Raw genomic sequence first — 16,124 nt, 5'->3', positions numbered from 1 at the left:
CTGCAGGACCGTGGGGACCAGGACTGCAGAAACACAGACTGTGGGAACGAACGACTTGAGGAGAATGGCGTGGCGCACTTCGTCATCATGGGTTGCGGACGCGTGGGCGCCACCCTCGCGCACACCCTGGAAGAAGCCGGCCACTCCGTGGCAATCATCGACCAGGACGACCGCGCGTTCCGCAGGCTCAGGCAGGGTTTCACGGGCAGGAAGGTTACCGGCGTCGGTTTTGACAGGGAGACGTTGAAGCAGGCCGGCGTCAGCGAGGCGTACGCCTTTGCCGCCGTTTCCAGCGGGGACAACTCCAACATCCTCGCAACCCGGGTGGCCCGCGAAACCTTCCACGTCCCGCATGTGGTCGCCCGCATTTATGATCCGGGCCGCGCCGAAATCTACCAGCGGCTGGGCATCCCCACAGTCGCAGCAGTCCGCTGGAGCGCGGACCAGGTGTTGCGCCGCATCCTTCCGGAACAGCATCTGGCGGGCGAGTACCGGGAGCCGTCAGGCCGCCTGGTCCTGAGCGAGATGGATCTTGACCCGTCCTGGATCGGCCAGGGCATTGGCACGATCGAAACCACCGCCGGCGTCCGGGTTGCCTACCTGACCCGGTTCGGCGAAGGGATTCTACCTACCCCCGCCACCATCTACCAGGAGGGAGACACGGTCCACGCCATGCTGCCGCTGGACCGGATGTCCGAAGTGGCCCATGTCCTGGCCAAACCCCCCGTCAAGGAGCTGTAGTGAAAGTCGTTATTGTCGGCGCCGGAAGCGTTGGCTCCTCCATCGCCAGGGAACTGCTGGCCCATAAGCATGAGATCCTCCTGATCGACCTCAAGCCCGAAGTCATCGGCCGCAGCGGCCTGCGTGGAGCGCACTGGCTGGTGGGCGACGCCTGCGAGCTGAGCACGCTGCAGGGAGCAAAACTGGACGACGCCGACGTCGTGGTTTCCGCTACGGGCGATGACAAGGTGAACCTGGTGGTCTCGCTCCTGGCCAAGACGGAATTCGGCGTTGGCCGCACCGTCGGGCGCGTGAACAACCCGAAGAATGACTGGATGTTCAACGACTCATGGGGCGTGGACGTTGCCGTCAATACCCCTCAGCTGATGACAGCGCTGGTGGAGGAAGCCGTGGAGATCGGCGACCTCGTCCGTCTCCTGACGCTCCAGACCGGCGTGGCGTCACTGGTGGAATTCACGGTGCCGCACGATTCGCACGTGATCGGTTCGACCGTGGGCAACATCCTGTGGCCCGAGGATTCAACGCTGGTGGCAATCCTGCGTGACCACGCACCTATTACGCCCAGCCGCGATGACGTGATCGACGGCGGCGACGAGCTCTTCTTCGTCACTACCATTGCCGCCGAAGACGAACTCCGCGCGCTCCTCTCCGCGGAGTCAGCTGACAATGAGGAGGCAGCGGGAGCAGCGGCTCATGCTTCGGCCGAAGACGCCTTCGACGACGGCTTCGAGGGCTGATCTTCCGCGGCCGGACGCGTCAGCAGCCAGGCAACCCAGATCCCCAGGATGTACAGCGGCGCGCCCATGAGCAGGCGGGTGGTGGCCAGGGCAGTCAGCCCGTCGGCGCCCATCAGGTACAGCGGCACCTGGACCACCAGCCGCAAGGCCAGGACCGTGATGATCACCCACGTGCCCAGCCTGTAGGCCTTCAGCCTTGCAGGGTCCTTGCGCCAGTCCAGGCCTTCGTTGCGGATGAACCCGAACAGCAGGCCCGCTATGGGCCAGCGCAACGCGATGGAAGCGATCATCGCTGCTATGTAGGCCGCGTTGGTGATAAAGCCGGGAAGGTAGAAATCCTCTGCCTTGCCCGTTGTGCTCGCGAGCCAGGCTGAAATTCCGACGCCGACGATTCCGGCAAGTGCCTGCGTCAGGGGCCGGCGCTGGACCAGCCTCACAACGGTGAACACCGCAGCCGAAGCCAGGGCCGCCAGTAGCGAGACAGTCAGGTCCCGCCCAATGGTGAATACCACCAGGAACACCAGGCCGGGAAGGATGCTTTCGGCAATTCCCTGGATGCCGCCGGCGCTCTTGAGGACGTCGACCTTGCCGTCGCTGGAGCGGTGCAGACCGGCTTTGGCGGCGTATCCGCCCGCGATGGCACCCAGGTTGTCCGGCCGTGCCTCGGGCTGGTCCGGCTGCTGGCTGTTCATTCTCGCTCCTGGAGGGAAAGTATTTCGTACCGCGGATTAAAGATGGTGGGCTTGCCCTGGCTGTGTGTGAGCATGCCTTCAAACCTGATGTCGGCACCTGCAACTACGCCGGGGATACGGCGCCGTCCCAACCAGATCACCTGGAGCCTTTTGCGGTCGGGTTTCCGGAACGACTCGGCATCCGAAACGATCGCCGTAAAGGCAGCCAGGCCGCTGGAGGGCGGGTACGTGACCGATTCGACGACGCCACGGCAGTCCACCCGTCCGCGGTCCGGAAGGTCGTTGATCCTGAGCGCACTGCCGGTACCGGCATCGCTGCCGGTCGGCTTACGCGTTGCCCAGGGCCGGAGGGCACCGGCTTCAGCCAATGTGCGTGGTCTCCGGGCCGCGTTCGGGCCTTTGGAGCCGCGGCTGTGTCTGCTGCGGGGCTTCCGGCTGCTGTGGCTCCGGCTGCAGGGTCTGCGGCTGCGCTGTGGTGTCCTTGGGCAGGCGCAACGGCAGGAGGTCACGAGGCGGCATGGGGCTGTCGCCACGGATGACCACCACCCGCCGGAACAGCGCCTCCAGTTCCTGTGCCGCCTGGGGTTCCAGGGCAGCTGCTCCCCCCAGAACGCCCCGGAGGAACCAGCGGGGACCATCGACGCCGATGAAGCGTGCCACACGGTACCCCTGGCTGCCGTCGGCGGCCGCGGCAGGTAGCCTGGCCACCAGTTCCGTTCCAAAGCCGCCCTGGATTTCCTCGACCTGGCCGCCCTGGCTGCCAACCGACTGCCCGATCTGTTCGCGGATGTCGTCCCAGAGGCCTTCGGATTTGGGTGCCGCAAATGCCTGCAGCTGAAGGCTGGATCCGTTCAGGTCCAGGGTGACAGCAATCACGCGCTGGGTTTTTTCCTCGATCTCGAGCCGCAGCTGCAGCCCCTCGCTGGGAGCGATCAGCAGCGCACCGAGATCCACGTAACCTTCACGGCTGGTGATTTCGGAGATGTCGAACGGACCCGTGGTGCTGCGGGAGTCATCAGTTCCTTCGCCGGCCTCTCCGGCTGCCCCGGCGGCCTCCTGCTGTGCCGCCTCCACCGGTTCCGCATCCGGAACCTGTTCGTTCCGGGATTTCCTGCCTAGCCCAAAAACCATGGGTTGTCTCCTTCGTTGGGAAGTTACGGGCCGCGGCCATCACCAGGATGCGGCCGGCCCACAGCGGTGCACGGTGGCGGAATCAGGCGGGCGGAATCAGGCACCCTGTGCAGTGAATCCGCCGGTTGAGCCGAAGCCTCCGGCGCCGCGGACCGATCCGCTCAATTCGTTCACGGGGACAAACTGCGCATGCTCCACACGCTGGATGACCATTTGGGCTATTCTATCGCCGCGGCGCAGCTCAATGGCCTCGCTGCTGTCCGTATTCAGCAGTGTCACGGCAATTTCTCCGCGGTAGCCCGCATCCACGGTTCCGGGAGCGTTGACCACGGTGAGGCCGTGCTTGGTGGCAAGGCCGGACCGCGGATGGATCAACGCCACAAATCCCTCGGGAAGCGCGATGGCCACGCCCGTAGGCACCAGTTTCCGCTCGCCGGGTTCAAGGCGTACGTCAACGGTGCAGCGCAGGTCAGCGCCGGCGTCGCCGGGATGGGCATAGGAAGGGGGCTCAAGCCCGCCGTCCAGCATTTTCAACTGCACCTGGAGGGTATGGCGGGAGATTGCTGGAAGTTCAGTCACAGTCATTCACTCTAACGTGGCGGGCTGGCGCAGGCCTAGCCGCCTGTACGCAGCGGTGGCCTGCCGCGGGACGGCCAAAGATGAAATGCCGGGTCAAAGGTGAAAAGCTGTGGGCATGCCCGAATCGAGCCCCGCCTCTCCCCTGCCCAGCGACCAGTCCCCTGACCGGATTCCCGGGAAGCCGGTCTTCGACGAACGGCTCCTGCCCTCACTTTGGATCTGGCTGTTCGCTGTGGGATTCTCCGGCGCCGGGATCCTGGTCTTTGCGCCCATCAGCATTGAGGCCGGATTCATCGCCGCCGCCGTGTTGCTGGTCATCGTCTCCACCCTGCTGCTGCTGTCCACGCCCCGGATCACGGTGACGGACACGGAACTGACGGTAGGCAGGGCAACGATCAGCCGGGAGTACATTTCCGGTGCCAGCGCCCACCGTGGACCGGATGCCACTCGGGAGCGGGGAACCGGGCTGAACGCGCTGGCCTACCTCTGCATCCGTGGCTGGATTGACCCCGTGGTGCGCATCGAGATCTCCGATCCCGCTGACAGGACCCCGTACTGGCTGGCGTCCTCCAGGCGGCCCGATGAGCTGGTCAAGGCCCTGCAGCCGGCTTCACGGGGCTGACCTGCCAGGGGCCGGACCTGGCTTCAGCCCTCGTATACTCAGCCTTCGCACTCCGTGCAATATTTCCGGCCGCCGGACTCCCTGGCCAGCTGGGACCGGTGGTGCACCAGGAAACATGAGGCGCACGTGAACTCGTCCGCCTGCGCCGGCAGCACCTGGACGAGCAGTTCTTCACCGGACAGGTCGGCGCCAGGCAGCTCGTAGCCGTTGGCCAGCTCGGCTTCGTCTTCTTCCACCAGTGCGACGGGTTTGTCGCTCCTGACGGTCTTCAGTTCCTCCAGGGAGTCTGTTGCCAGGTCCTCTTCGGTCTTGCGCGGCGCGTCATAATCGGTCGCCATGTGTTGCTGGTCACTCTCCAAACAGGTTGAGCGGATACTGCAAGTGGCATAACGCTCAGCGGCCCTCGTTTGTGCCCGGTCCGGATTTTGACCCGTTTACCCGGGGAATTGTGCGGAATTTCGCGGCGCGCCCTTGGCCCTAAGCGATTATGCCCGCGCTGGATGGCAGAGTTTCGATTGATAGTAATGCCAGGGTGGAGGATTTGTATGCAGGATCTACGGCTTGTAGGCGTGCACGACGACGGGACTCACCTCCTGTTGACCGGGCCCGGCGGCGAGATGTTCCGGCTGCCGATCGATGAAGCATTGCGATCGGCCAGCCGACAGGTGGCCAAACCGGCCGGTGGAGCGCCGGTGGCTTTGTCGCCCCGCGATATCCAGGCACGGATCCGGGCCGGCGCCACGGCGTCGGAAGTCGCTGACCTCTCCGGCATCCCCCTGGCAAAAGTCGAGCGCTACGAGGGACCCGTCCTCGCGGAGCGGGACTACGTCGCCCGCCAGGCGCGCAAGATCGAGGTAGCCGCCCCGTCTCCGGGCCATGACGCGTACCGTGCCGCCTTCGGCGACCAGCCCGCCACCCTGGAGGACATGGTGTCGCACCGCTTGCGCGCCCATGGGCTTGAGGATTCCGCCGTCGAATGGGATTCCTGGCGGCGTCCTGACGGCTTCTGGACAGTGGTGGCACGCTTCGAAGTGGGCACGGACCGGCCTACCGGCATTGGCGAGGAACCGCCTGCCATGTGGACGTTCAGCCCTGCCCGCAAGACCCTGCAGAACGCCAACCGCTGGGCACAGCAGCTCAGCGAGCTGGAGCCGCTTGACGGACCGGTCCCTGCGCGCAGGCTTGCCGCAGTCACGGACCGGCCCTTTGACTTTGAAGCCGAGGCGGAAGCTTCGCCGGCTGCTGAGCCTGCCGCACCTGCGGCCCCGGTGGTTCCTGCCCAGGAAGCCGACGGCCTGCTGGACCTGCTTCGCGCCCGCCGCGGCCAGCGCCTGGGGGTGGACGAGGACGGTGACGATGCCTTGGCCTTGCTGCTGAGCCAGGGTGTGCCGGCAGCGCATCCCCGGCCGTCGGAGGTTCCTGATGGGCCTGGGCCTGCGGAAGGGGACGATCACAACGACGCGCCTGAAGCACCCGCTGCCCATGGTCCCGCCACTGATGCAGATGCCCGCCGGAAGGATGGCCGGCCGTCAATGATGGCCCGCTTGAGCCTAATTCCGCCGCTGCGCGACAACGGCCCGGACCCCGCAGGCGCCCATGACACCGAGGACCCCTTGGCCCTGCACGACGGCGTCAGCACCGAAACACGGGAAGTCACCATTAAGGCATCCCCGCAGACTCCGGCGGAGCCGCGTCCCACCACTGGAAGTTCAGGTGCCGGACTCGATGAGCTGCTGGGCGGCGGGCAGCGCCGCAGGAACCCTGATCCCGTGCGCCCTGAGCAACAGGGGCCTGCGGCCGGCGCTACTCCTGGCTCAACACCCGGCAGTGAGCCTGCCGCGCCCGAGCGCCAGCCCGCCAAGGCGAAGCGGTCAAGCGTCCCCACCTGGGATGAGATCGTTTTCGGGACGCGCGGCGACTAACCGCGCCAGTGGCACGCGTCCACTTCGAAGGGCAGCAGCTGGTCCTGTTCAGCCATGATCCGCGCCCCGTGGGCGGTGACGCGGCGCATGTAGTGCCGACGGCAGAGCGTCTCATAGCCCACCACCGGGCCCTGGCCGTCCGACTCATGCCCTTCATGGGCACTTTCGGTTCCCATGTCGACGTCGCCCACCACCACCTGGGCGCCCTCCACCACCATGGCACCGTCCACGGTGCGCGCGTTGTGCGTGGCGCGGCGGCCGCACCAGCACAGGGCCTCCACCTGGAGCACCTGGACCCGGTCCGCGAGCTCGATCAGCCGCTGTGATCCCGGGAAGAGTCGCGTTCGGAAATCGGCAGTGATGCCAAACGCGAAGACGTCGATTTCCACTTCGTCCACCAGCCGGGCCAGCTGCTCCACCTGGGCCGGTGAATAGAATTGGGCTTCGTCACAGATCAGGTAGTCCACCTGCTGGCCGCGCATGCGCCGGTTCATCACTTCGTCCCAGAAGTCCGTGCCATCAAGCACTTCCGTGGCATCGGTTTCCAGGCCAAGCCGGCTGGAGATCCTTGACCCGCCTGCGCGGTCATTCCGGCTGAAACGGATGCCGCCGCGGCCACGTGCCCTGTGGTTGTGGTCCATCTGCAGGGCAAGCGTTGACTTGCCGCAGTCCATCGTTCCGGAGAAGAACACCAGTTCAGCCACGCCCTGCCGCCTTTCCCTGGGCCGTGAAGCACAGCAACGGCACTTCGCGTTCAGCCCGGGTCAACGATCCGTGCTGGCCAACGACCTCCAGTGCCGCCGGACGCGTGCGACGGTTGTCGTAGAGGGCAATCCCCTCCCTGGCCGCAATCATGACGTCCCCGATCCTGGGGCCTACCGCGTCGCGGACCTCACCAAAGAGGCCTGCAGCCAACGCTTCCTCACGGGTGAAGATCCATGCCTTGTCGCCGAAACGCGCCTGCCAGTTCTGCAGGAGGCGCAGCTGTGTATCCGCTCCGGCATCCGGTTCCAGGTACAGGTGGACCATCCGCGGCTCCCCCGCAGTGTGGCGGACGCCTTCTATCAGTGCAGGGTCAGCCGAGTAGTCGATCCGCTGGGATTCCGGCACGTCCACCATTCCGTGGTCGGCGGTGAGGACCACTGTGGTTCCGGCAGGCAACCCCCTGTCCAGGCGCTTCAGGGTGGCATCGAGTTCCTCGAGCTGGTGTTCCCAGTGTTCGGACTGCGCGCCGTGACGGTGGCCGGCCTTGTCCAGCTCGTTCAGGTAGTAATACATGAGGGTGGGTCCCGGACCGGACATGGCTTCCGCCGCCGCTGCGGTGCGGGCGTGCGGGGTTACTGCCGAAACGAACCGTCCACCGCGCAACGCCGCGCGCGTCATGGGTGAATCGGCGAACTGCGGCAGGCTCACCGTCACAACGTCCACAGTTTGGGCCGCCACTTCAAGGATGGTGGGGAACGGCTGCCATGCGGCCGGATCAACGCCGTCGTCCCAGTTCCCCAGCATGTTCACCACCCGGTCCTGCGCAGGATCCAGGACGTCATAGCCCACCATGCCGTGCTGCCCGGGCGCACGTCCCGTCCCCAGGCTTGCAAGGGACGCCGCCGTGGTGGAGGGAAAAGCCGAATCCAGCCACACGGGCACCTGGCCCTGGCCGGCCTGCATCACCGACCGCAGGAACGGCGTATGGGCTGCCTTCTTCTTGAGCAGGTTCCGGCCCAGGCCATCAGCCAGGACAACGCAAATGCGCGGCGACTCAGGAAAGGCGAGAGTGTTCGCGAATCCCGGGACGCCCAGGCTCGCCGCAGCGCTGCTGAAGACCTCGGCGATTGACTGGCTGCCGTAAGCCGGAGGCAGGGGAAGGCGGGTGGACGCGCTGGTCAGGTCAGGGAGCATCTCAGCGCTGGTGCCCGCGCCCAAGGCGGCTGCCGAACACGCCGCGGGGCCAGGTGGGCACAGCTTTGGCCGGGTGGCCCACAGTGGACGCCGGCGAAGCTGTGCCGGTGTTCACGGCGCGCAGGGCGCGGGCAAACAGCTTTGCTTCCTGGACAGCCTGGGGGCCATCGGCTTCGGCGCTGATACGAAGGACGATGTCTTCCTGGGCAATGGTGCCGGTGTAGCCGTGGTCTGCCTCGCACTGCGGGTCGCCGCAACTTGCCGGACCCATGTCCAGGCGCTGGCCGCCTGACCACGCTATGGAAAGGGTGACCTCACGCACGGGATCTGAAGGCTTGTAGTTGTGGGGCTGGGTATACATGTAGCTGAGCACCACGGAGCGGATCTGTGCCACTGGAACCGATTCGGTGGAGACCTGGGCGACCATTTGTTCGCCTGCCTCATCCAGCTGGTGGTCGTCAACGTGAGTGATAACCAGCATGTCCGCGGTCAGGACCAGGACGGTGATGTGCCGGCGGACTTCAGCCCGGTCGAAGTGGGTTTCCAGGTGCACCAGGTGGGCGACGCAGTCCCGGCCGTCCAGCGCGTCATCCACGACGTCGGCAACGAGCCGGGGGTAGAAACCTGCCTTCTGCAGCGCGCCGTCGAGGCTTTGCCCCTGCGCGCCATGGCTGTGCCCGCCCTGCCGGCCGGCCGGGTGGGCGCTGCTGTTGGTGTGCGGCTGCGCTTGTGGTTGCGGCTGCGGCTGCGGCGATGAGGGCTGTGGGGTCATGTCCCCCATTTTCACAGATCGACCGGACACTTGCTAACTGCCGCCGGGCTAGCCAAGCATTGCCCGGCGTGCGCTGTCCGTGCGTTGGGCAGGATTCGCGATCCGCACATCGGCGGCAAGGATGGCCAGCCCGTCTCTTCCGCACAGGACGGGATTGAACTCCACCAGGGCAATTTCCGGGTGGTTGTCCTTCAGCAGGGAAAGGCGCGCCGCAAGGTCCTCGAGGGCTCCGACGTCAGCGGGAGGCAGTCCCTGGTAGGAAAAGAGCTTGCGGGAGGCCCGGGGTGAACGGATGAAGTCCTTGACATCGTCAGCAGCCAGCGGTGGCACCCGGTGCGCCCAGTCATCCAGGAGGTTCACTGCATCCCCGGCCAGGCCAAAGGAAACCACCGGACCCAGGAGCGGATCCTCGATGGCGCGCATAATGCAGGCTTGGCCCACCGGGGCCATGGACTGGACCTCAAGGGCAGCGCTGCCGTATCCGGCCAGGGCCCGGCGCATCTGGGCCAGGTTCCTGCGCAGCGAATCGCCGTCCTGGATGTCCAGGCGGACGCCGCCCAGGTCCAGCCTGTGGCGCAGCGCGGGGTCAGTGGTTTTCAGGACAACAGGCCAACCCAGGCGGTCAGCGGCGGCCACGGCCTCATCATCCGTTTCGAACTGCGCCGACGGCAGGACCGAAATCCCGTAATGCCCCAGCAGGGCCGAGGTGGTTGCCGCGTCAAGGGCCTTGAGCTGCTCGCCGCGGACATCCTTAAGCAGGACCTCCAGCTCGGCGTGCACTGCCTCGGCATCGCAGCCTTCCGGTTCCACATACGCGCCGCGGTCCTGCCTGGCCCACTGCGAGTACCAGGCAACAGCGGATAATGCCGCCACCGCGGCACCGGGATTGGCGTAGCACGGAATGCCGGAAATCGACCCGGCCGCGTCCGTACCGCCGGCCATGCCCTCCACATAAACGGAAGGGTCCATAATGCCGGTGAAAATGGCGATCACCGGCTTGGCGGCCTCCACCGAGCACTCCGCCAGCACGGTGGCGATATTTTCCACAGTGAGGCCGCGCGCCGGCAGCAGCGTCACCACCACCGAATCCACCGACTCAGCCGCGAGGGTGGCGGCCAGCAACTCACGGAGGGCAGGCAGCGCCACTGACATTCCGGCGTCGAGGTCCAGTTCCGTGAGCGTCCTGTCAACCACCAGGCCGTTGGCAGCGGCGTTATCCGCCACCACCATGCCCAAAGCATAGGAATTGCTCACCACTGCCACCCGCGGGCCCGCAGGAAGGGGTGATGCCGTAACAATCTGGCTGACGTCCATCAGGGCCTCGATGGTTTCCACCCGGATCACCCCGGACTGGCGCAGCATCGCATCCAACGCACCGGCAGGGGCCTGGGTGGTCCGCACCGCATGCCCGCGCGGCAGCTGCAGGCCCATGGTGTCCGACTTCGCGACGATCACCGGTTTGGTACGCGCCAGCCGCCGGGCAAGCCGCGAGAACTTGCGCGGGTTGCCGATCGACTCCAGGTAGAGCCCCACGGCCCCGGTATCGGCGTCGTCCTCCCAGTACTGCATGAGGTCGTTTCCCGAGACATCCGCCCGGTTACCGGCGGAGAGGAACGTGGAGAGCCCCACCCTGCGCCGGCTGCACGCGGCATACAGGGATACGCCAATTGCCGCCGACTGGCTGAAGAGCCCCAGGCTGCCGCGCTTGGGCAGGTGCGGCGCCATGGAGGCGTTCAGCAACACGTCGGGATGGGTGTTGATCACCCCGAGCGAGGCGGGCCCGATCACCCGCATGCCGTAAGCCCTGGCCTTCCTGACCAGGGCACGCTGGCGCTGCAGGCCGCGCTCGCCGTCGTCCGCAAACCCCGAGGTGGCGATCAGCAGGCCCTTCACCCCTGCGGCTGCACAATCATCAACCACCGCAGGCACTTCCTCGTAGGGCACGGCAATGATGGCCAGCTGGACGGGATCCGGAATTTCCGACAGTTTGCTGAAGGACAACATTCCGGCCAGTTCCAGCGCCTCGGGGTTAACCGCGTAGACCGGGCCCTTGTAACCGCCTTCAATGAGGTGTTCCAGCAGCTGGTAGCCCAGCTTCCCCCATGTGCGGCTGGCGCCAATGACGGCAACTGACGACGGCGCCAGCAACTCGCGCACGCTGCGCGCCTCTGCGCGGTGCTCACGGGATTCCATCACTGCACGAGATTTTTCCGTGGGATCGATGTTGAACTCGAGGCTGACGACGCCGTCGTCGAAGTGCCTGCTGACGTCATAACCGGCGTCCGAGAAAACACCCAGCATCTTCCGGTTCTCCGGCAGGACCTCCGCCGTGAAGCGCCGGATGCCCTTTTCGCGCGCCGCGGCCGCGAGGTGTTCAAGGAGGATCGAGCCGATGCCGCGGCCCTGGTGGGCGTCCGCGATATTAAAAGCGACCTCGGCTTCCGTGGGATCGTCAAGGCGGTCATAGCGGCCGATCCCGATGATCTCTCCGCCGATGGTAATAACGAACGCCACGCGGTCATGGAAGTCCACCTCGGTGAACCGTTTGAGCTCCCTGCTGCTGAGCCGGGCCTTGAAGGCGAAGAACCGCATGTAGATTGAGTTCTGCGACTGGCCTGTGTGGAAGGCCTGGACGGCATCCACATCGGTAGGATGGATTGGCCTCAAATGCGCCGTTCCGCCATCGCGGAGGACGACATCGGCCTCCCAATATTCCGGATATACGCCGCCCGCGGGCTCTTCCACCATAGGCTTAGCCTAGCCAAAAAACTCCCGTGCACACCCTTAAGGACCCATCGCCCCATGGCCCGCCGCCAAAGCACCGCCCCCGCCACCGATCCCGGCGAGGACTACAGCGAAAGAATCGTTGACATCGACGTCACGTCGGAGATGGAAGGCTCCTTCCTGGAGTACGCCTACTCCGTGATCTATTCGCGGGCCCTCCCGGACGCCCGGGACGGCCTGAAGCCGGTGCAGCGCCGCATCCTCTACATGATGAGCGAGATGGGACTCCGGCCGGACCGCGGCCACGTCAAGAGCGCCCGCGTGGTGGGCGAGGTCATGGGCAAGCTGCACCCGCATGGCGATACGGCCATTTATGACGCCATGGTCCGGATGGCCCAGGACTTCGCCCTGCGCCTGCCGCTGATCGACGGCCACGGCAACTTCGGCTCGCTGGATGACGGCCCGGCTGCTCCGCGTTACACCGAGGCCCGGATGGCCGCGGCGGCCCTGACGCTGACGGACCACCTCGACGAGGACGTGGTGGATTTCGTCCCCAACTACGACAACCAGCTCACCCAGCCCGAGGTCCTGCCCGCCGCTTTCCCGAACCTGCTGGTTAACGGCGCCACCGGAATCGCCGTCGGCATGGCCACGAACATGGCTCCGCACAACCTCGGCGAAGTGGTAGCAGCCGCCCGTCACCTGATCGCCAATCCTGATGCCACGCTCGAGGACATCATGAAGTTCGTGCCCGGCCCGGACCTGCCCACAGGCGGCAGGATCGTGGGGCTCGACGGCGTGCGGGACGCCTATGCAACGGGCCGCGGCTCCTTCAAGACCCGCGCCAAGGTGGAAGTGGAACAGCTCTCCGCCCGCCGCACCGGCCTTGTAGTGACCGAACTGCCGTACATGGTGGGTCCGGAAAAGGTCATCGAAAAGATCAAGGACGCCGTCAACGGCAAAAAGCTCTCCGGCATCAGCGACGTTGTGGACCTGACCGACCGCAAGCACGGCCTGCGTCTGGTCATCGAGCTCAAGAACGGCTTCAACCCGCAGGCCGTGCTGCAGCAGCTTTACCGCTACACCCCCATGGAAGACTCCTTCGGGATCAACAACGTCACCCTGGTGGAGGGCCAGCCGCAGACCCTGGGGCTGCTGGAACTCCTGACCGTCTACGTGGACCACCGGATCGACGTCGTGCGGCGACGGACGGTTTTCAGGCTGGGCAAGAAGAAGGACCGCCTGCACCTGGTGGAGGGCCTGCTCATCGCGATCGTCGACATCGACGAAGTGATCCAGATCATCCGCTCCTCGGACGAAGCAGCAGCCGCACGGGTCCGCCTGATGTCCATCTACGACCTCACCGAGATCCAGGCCAACTACATCCTGGAACTGCGGCTCCGCCAGCTGACCAAGTACTCGCGGATCGAGCTGGAAAAAGAGCAGGACGAGCTGCGCCGCGAAATCGCCGAACTCGAAGCGATCCTCGCCTCGGACGAGCGGCTGCGCGCACTGGTTTCCGCCGAACTGGGCGAACTGGCCGACAAGTACGCCACACCACGGCGCACGGTGCTGCTCGAATCGGAGGCGGTCTCCCCCACCGTCGCCGCAGCACTGGCCGCCGGCGCCAACGGCAACGGCAAGGTCAAGGCCGTCCCGCTTGCCCTGGAAGTGGCCGATGATCCCTGCTGGGCCATCCTGACCGCATCCGGCCAGATCGCCCGCACCCATGGAATGGACCCGCTGGGCGAATCCGGCCCCCGGGCACGCCACGACGTTTTCCGGTCGGTCATTGCGACGTCGGCACGCGGCGAGATCGGTGCCGTCACCTCACAGGGGCGCATGCTGCGGCTGCAGGTAGTGGATATGCCGGCGTTACCGATCGTGTCCGGGCTGCCCAACATGGCCGGCGGAGTGGCAGCGAAGGACTTCCTGACGCTGCTGAAGGGCGAGACACTGATCGCTTTTGCGCCGCTGGACCAGGTCCTGGCCCTGGGCACCACCCAGGGCGTGGTGAAACGCGTGCAGCCTGACTACCCGTTGAACCGCGAGGACTGGGAAGTCATTGCCCTGAAGGACAAGGACTCCCTGGTGGGCGTCATTGCCGCCCCGTCGGAGGACACAGACCTCGTTTTTGTCACCCGGCAGGCGCAGCTCCTGCGTTTCCCGGCATCGGCCGTCAGGCCGCAGGGCCGCACCGCAGGCGGCATGGCCGGCATCAAACTGGCTCCGGGCGACGCCGTGCTCTTCTTCGGTGCGGTTACCGCCGAAGACCCCGCCGCCGTCGTCGTCACAGTGGCAGGAACCACCGGTGCGCTGCCGGGCACGGCACCCGGCACGGCCAAGGTGACTGCGTTCTCCGAATACCCGGCGAAGGGCCGTGCCACGGCCGGCGTCCGTGCCCACCGCTTCCTGAAGGGCGAGGACACCCTCCTGCTGGGCTGGGCCGGGCATGGTCCGGCGAAGGCGTCGTCAGCGGCCGGCGTGGCGCGCTCGCTGCCGCAGGAACACGGCCGGCGTGACGGTTCCGGAGTTCCGCTGTCCCAGGCGATCGACGTCGTTGGCCCCGCCATGGCCTGGCCGGAAGCGGCGTCAGAGGAAGCTGCCGCCCAGGAAACGACCGCCCAGGAATCCACCGTCTGAGCGCCGCGTGTGAGGTGCCCCGGATGCGCGGTACCTCCCATAGACTTCAGGCATGCCGATCATCCCTGATGTGAAGGACTGGACCTGGGTGCTTTCAGAGAAGTGCCCGGAGTGCTCGTTCGACCCCTCGACAGTCACCCCCGCCACCGTTCCCGGAACCGTCCGCAACATGCTGCCCCGGTGGCGGGCAGCCCTGCGGCGCCCGGACGTCACCGAACGGCCGGATGAGAATACCTGGTCCACGCTTGAATATGCCTGCCACGTGCGGGACGTCTTCAGCATTTTCGCGCAGCGCCTGAATCTGATGCTCACCCTGGACAACCCCACGTTCGAGAACTGGGACCAGGACGCTGCCGCCCTGGACGCCGATTACGCCAACGCGGATCCGGCCAAGGTCAGCGCTGAGCTGACCGCTGAAGGCGAACAGATCGCCGAGGACTTCGCGTGCGTGCGTGAAGGTGACTGGGACCGTAAGGGGCTGCGGAGCAACGGCTCCGAGTTCACGGTGCTGACCTTCTCACGGTATTTCCTGCACGACGTCGTCCACCACCTGCACGACGTCAAGGGCTAGAGGGACTTCTCCCAGCTCATGCTCTGGTTGACGGGCGAGTATCCCATCCCCAGGTAAAGGGCCAGCGCTCCGGTGGGATTGGCTGAGTCAACGTCCAGTGATGCAACGTCCATGCCGTCCGCGGTGAAGCGGCGGATGGCATCGGCCAACAGTGCCCGGGCTATGCCCTGCCCCCGGTAAGCGCGCCGGACGCCAAGGAGTTCGGTGTAGCCTTCTTTAAACCCTCGCTCGGTAGCGGTATCGGGGTCAAAACTGGCCACCTGGTAGCCGGCAACTTCTCCGGTGGCACTATTGAGCACCACGGTGGTCCAGTCCGGTCTGGCCAAAGGATGCTCCAGCGTGAAGCGCCATGACTGCTCATCGCGGGGTTCGCTCCCCCAGTGGTCACGGAATGCGTCATTGTGGGCCAGCCGTGCCGCCTCGTGATGGACCGGCTCCATCAGCGCCAGTTCCAGGCCGTCCCCCAGTTCCACGAGGGGAGCCGGCTCCCGGAGCGGCCGGTGCATTTCGTTGTACCAACGCACCTCCTGGTAGCCCAACCGCCGCAGGAGGGCCGCTGTCCGTTCCAGCTTCTGCTCGTTGAAGATCCGCAGCCTGGGTTGCCCGGCAGTCCCGTCAGCGGCGAACCTCGCTTTGGTCCGTGCCTCCTGCCAGGCCACAACTGCTGCGCCGATGCCCCTGCGCTGCCATTGCGGGTCTACGCACCCCATCCCCAGGGCTTTGTCTCCGTCCGGATTCTTGGCGATTCGTCCATAGGCCCGCGGCACCCCGGACCCGTCCAGGCCCAGCAGGGTGTGCGTCCGGGGATCGTTCTTGCTGTTGTCCAGCACCTGTTCCAGGTCAGCGCGCTTTTCGCACCACACCGGTTGTTCGACGGCGGCTGTCCGGGCTATCAGCGCCGCCCACGCGTCCAGGTCTGCGCTGGTGGCCGGGCGCCAGGCCAGGCCGGTTGCCTGCGGGTCCGGCAGCCCCACGTTGTCGTCCCGAACGGGGTCCTGGCCGTGGTCTTGAGCGGGGTCCTGGGCGTGGTCTTCGGACTGGCCTTGGGCATGGACGGCAAGGGACAGGTCATGGCTGGACGCAGGCATGAC

General features: G+C 66.1%; 16 protein-coding genes. 6 read left to right on the top strand and 10 right to left on the bottom strand.

All coding sequences use genetic code 11. The features are described 5' to 3' along the window. Positions 1-69 precede the first annotated feature (69 nt). On the top strand, positions 70-741 hold the full coding sequence (locus tag ACPJW8_RS07340) for a potassium channel family protein (protein ID WP_330188598.1): 672 nt from the start codon (positions 70-72) through the stop codon (positions 739-741). Beyond that, positions 741-1,478, top strand: a complete 738-nt coding sequence (locus tag ACPJW8_RS07335) for a TrkA family potassium uptake protein (protein ID WP_330188599.1) — start codon at positions 741-743, stop codon at positions 1,476-1,478. Before ACPJW8_RS07340 ends, ACPJW8_RS07335 begins: the two co-directional genes overlap by 1 nt. Here the strand turns inward: ACPJW8_RS07335 and ACPJW8_RS07330 are convergent. From ACPJW8_RS07330 to dut, 4 genes are all read right to left on the bottom strand, one after another. Continuing rightward, positions 1,433-2,170 carry a DUF3159 domain-containing protein gene (locus tag ACPJW8_RS07330; protein WP_330188600.1) on the bottom strand — a complete coding sequence of 246 codons (738 nt, stop codon included), beginning with the start codon at positions 2,168-2,170 and terminating at the stop codon, positions 1,433-1,435. The genes ACPJW8_RS07335 and ACPJW8_RS07330 overlap by 46 nt on opposite strands. Beyond that, entirely contained in the window at positions 2,167-2,538 is a 372-nt protein-coding gene (locus ACPJW8_RS07325) for a hypothetical protein (protein WP_330188601.1), read from the bottom strand. Before ACPJW8_RS07325 ends, ACPJW8_RS07330 begins: the two co-directional genes overlap by 4 nt. After that, complete coding sequence (locus tag ACPJW8_RS07320) at positions 2,531-3,301, bottom strand: DUF3710 domain-containing protein (RefSeq protein ID WP_330188602.1); 771 nt, start codon at positions 3,299-3,301, stop codon at positions 2,531-2,533. The genes ACPJW8_RS07325 and ACPJW8_RS07320 overlap by 8 nt, the downstream gene beginning before the upstream one ends. A 96-nt stretch (positions 3,302-3,397) precedes the next feature. Next, the gene (gene dut / locus ACPJW8_RS07315) at positions 3,398-3,829 is read right to left on the bottom strand and encodes a dUTP diphosphatase (RefSeq protein WP_425256465.1); all 432 of its coding nucleotides are present in this window, start codon (positions 3,827-3,829) and stop codon (positions 3,398-3,400) included. Positions 3,830-3,995: 166 nt separating this feature from the next. Between dut and ACPJW8_RS07310 the strand changes: the two genes are divergently transcribed. Continuing rightward, entirely contained in the window at positions 3,996-4,502 is a 507-nt protein-coding gene (locus tag ACPJW8_RS07310) for a DUF3093 domain-containing protein (protein WP_330188604.1), read from the top strand. 38 nt (positions 4,503-4,540) lie between these two features. Here the strand turns inward: ACPJW8_RS07310 and ACPJW8_RS07305 are convergent, their stop codons facing one another. Continuing rightward, positions 4,541-4,840 carry a DUF4193 domain-containing protein gene (locus tag ACPJW8_RS07305; protein ID WP_330188605.1) on the bottom strand — a complete coding sequence of 100 codons (300 nt, stop codon included), beginning with the start codon at positions 4,838-4,840 and terminating at the stop codon, positions 4,541-4,543. A 207-nt stretch (positions 4,841-5,047) separates the two neighbouring features. On the opposite strand from ACPJW8_RS07305, the gene sepH reads away from it, so the two are divergent. Next, entirely contained in the window at positions 5,048-6,424 is a 1,377-nt protein-coding gene (gene sepH / locus ACPJW8_RS07300) for a septation protein SepH (protein WP_330188606.1), read from the top strand. Here the strand turns inward: sepH and ACPJW8_RS07295 are convergent. From ACPJW8_RS07295 to ACPJW8_RS07280, 4 genes are read right to left on the bottom strand one after another with little or no spacing between them, the layout of a single operon-like run. After that, positions 6,421-7,128 carry a thymidine kinase gene (locus ACPJW8_RS07295; RefSeq protein WP_330188607.1) on the bottom strand — a complete coding sequence of 236 codons (708 nt, stop codon included), beginning with the start codon at positions 7,126-7,128 and terminating at the stop codon, positions 6,421-6,423. The genes sepH and ACPJW8_RS07295 overlap by 4 nt on opposite strands. Then, on the bottom strand, positions 7,121-8,323 hold the full coding sequence (locus tag ACPJW8_RS07290; RefSeq protein WP_330188608.1) for a nucleotide pyrophosphatase/phosphodiesterase family protein: 1,203 nt from the start codon (positions 8,321-8,323) through the stop codon (positions 7,121-7,123). Before ACPJW8_RS07290 ends, ACPJW8_RS07295 begins: the two co-directional genes overlap by 8 nt. 1 nt (position 8,324) lies before the next feature. Continuing rightward, positions 8,325-9,095: a DUF5998 family protein gene (locus ACPJW8_RS07285; RefSeq protein WP_330188609.1), complete on the bottom strand. Its 771-nt coding sequence runs from the start codon at positions 9,093-9,095 to the stop codon at positions 8,325-8,327. 48 nt (positions 9,096-9,143) lie between these two features. Beyond that, positions 9,144-11,843 carry a GNAT family N-acetyltransferase gene (locus ACPJW8_RS07280; protein ID WP_330188610.1) on the bottom strand — a complete coding sequence of 900 codons (2,700 nt, stop codon included), beginning with the start codon at positions 11,841-11,843 and terminating at the stop codon, positions 9,144-9,146. A 54-nt stretch (positions 11,844-11,897) separates the two neighbouring features. Between ACPJW8_RS07280 and ACPJW8_RS07275 the strand changes: the two genes are divergently transcribed. Both ACPJW8_RS07275 and ACPJW8_RS07270 read left to right on the top strand, forming a co-directional pair. Further along, positions 11,898-14,462 (top strand): DNA topoisomerase IV subunit A, encoded by a 2,565-nt coding sequence (locus ACPJW8_RS07275; RefSeq protein WP_330188611.1) that lies wholly within the window; start codon positions 11,898-11,900, stop codon positions 14,460-14,462. 52 nt (positions 14,463-14,514) lie between these two features. Next, positions 14,515-15,033 (top strand): DinB family protein, encoded by a 519-nt coding sequence (locus ACPJW8_RS07270; RefSeq protein ID WP_330188612.1) that lies wholly within the window; start codon positions 14,515-14,517, stop codon positions 15,031-15,033. Here ACPJW8_RS07270 and ACPJW8_RS07265 read toward each other — a convergent pair. Beyond that, positions 15,030-16,121, bottom strand: coding sequence for a GNAT family N-acetyltransferase (locus ACPJW8_RS07265; RefSeq protein ID WP_330188613.1), 1,092 nt, complete (start codon positions 16,119-16,121; stop codon positions 15,030-15,032). The genes ACPJW8_RS07270 and ACPJW8_RS07265 overlap by 4 nt on opposite strands. Between the last annotated feature and the right edge of the window lie 3 nt (positions 16,122-16,124).

This window comes from Pseudarthrobacter sp. J47, assembly GCF_049810315.1.
In the GTDB taxonomy this organism is placed as follows: domain Bacteria; phylum Actinomycetota; class Actinomycetes; order Actinomycetales; family Micrococcaceae; genus Arthrobacter.
This window is presented reverse-complemented; position numbering and strand designations above follow the sequence as displayed.

Excerpts from the sequence above, each read along its gene's own strand:
- ACPJW8_RS07305 (WP_330188605.1), bottom strand. The coding sequence starts at position 4,840 with ATGGCGACCGATTATGACGCGCCGCGCAAGACCGAAGAGGACCTGGCA.
- ACPJW8_RS07310 (WP_330188604.1), top strand. The coding sequence starts at position 3,996 with ATGCCCGAATCGAGCCCCGCCTCTCCCCTGCCCAGCGACCAGTCCCCT.
- dut (WP_425256465.1), bottom strand. The coding sequence starts at position 3,829 with ATGCTGGACGGCGGGCTTGAGCCCCCTTCCTATGCCCATCCCGGCGAC.
- ACPJW8_RS07275 (WP_330188611.1), top strand. The coding sequence starts at position 11,898 with ATGGCCCGCCGCCAAAGCACCGCCCCCGCCACCGATCCCGGCGAGGAC.
- ACPJW8_RS07270 (WP_330188612.1), top strand. The coding sequence starts at position 14,515 with ATGCCGATCATCCCTGATGTGAAGGACTGGACCTGGGTGCTTTCAGAG.
- ACPJW8_RS07280 (WP_330188610.1), bottom strand. The coding sequence starts at position 11,843 with ATGGTGGAAGAGCCCGCGGGCGGCGTATATCCGGAATATTGGGAGGCC.
- ACPJW8_RS07285 (WP_330188609.1), bottom strand. The coding sequence starts at position 9,095 with ATGACCCCACAGCCCTCATCGCCGCAGCCGCAGCCGCAACCACAAGCG.
- sepH (WP_330188606.1), top strand. The coding sequence starts at position 5,048 with ATGCAGGATCTACGGCTTGTAGGCGTGCACGACGACGGGACTCACCTC.
- ACPJW8_RS07290 (WP_330188608.1), bottom strand. The coding sequence starts at position 8,323 with ATGCTCCCTGACCTGACCAGCGCGTCCACCCGCCTTCCCCTGCCTCCG.
- ACPJW8_RS07320 (WP_330188602.1), bottom strand. The coding sequence starts at position 3,301 with ATGGTTTTTGGGCTAGGCAGGAAATCCCGGAACGAACAGGTTCCGGAT.
- ACPJW8_RS07330 (WP_330188600.1), bottom strand. The coding sequence starts at position 2,170 with ATGAACAGCCAGCAGCCGGACCAGCCCGAGGCACGGCCGGACAACCTG.
- ACPJW8_RS07265 (WP_330188613.1), bottom strand. The coding sequence starts at position 16,121 with ATGCCTGCGTCCAGCCATGACCTGTCCCTTGCCGTCCATGCCCAAGGC.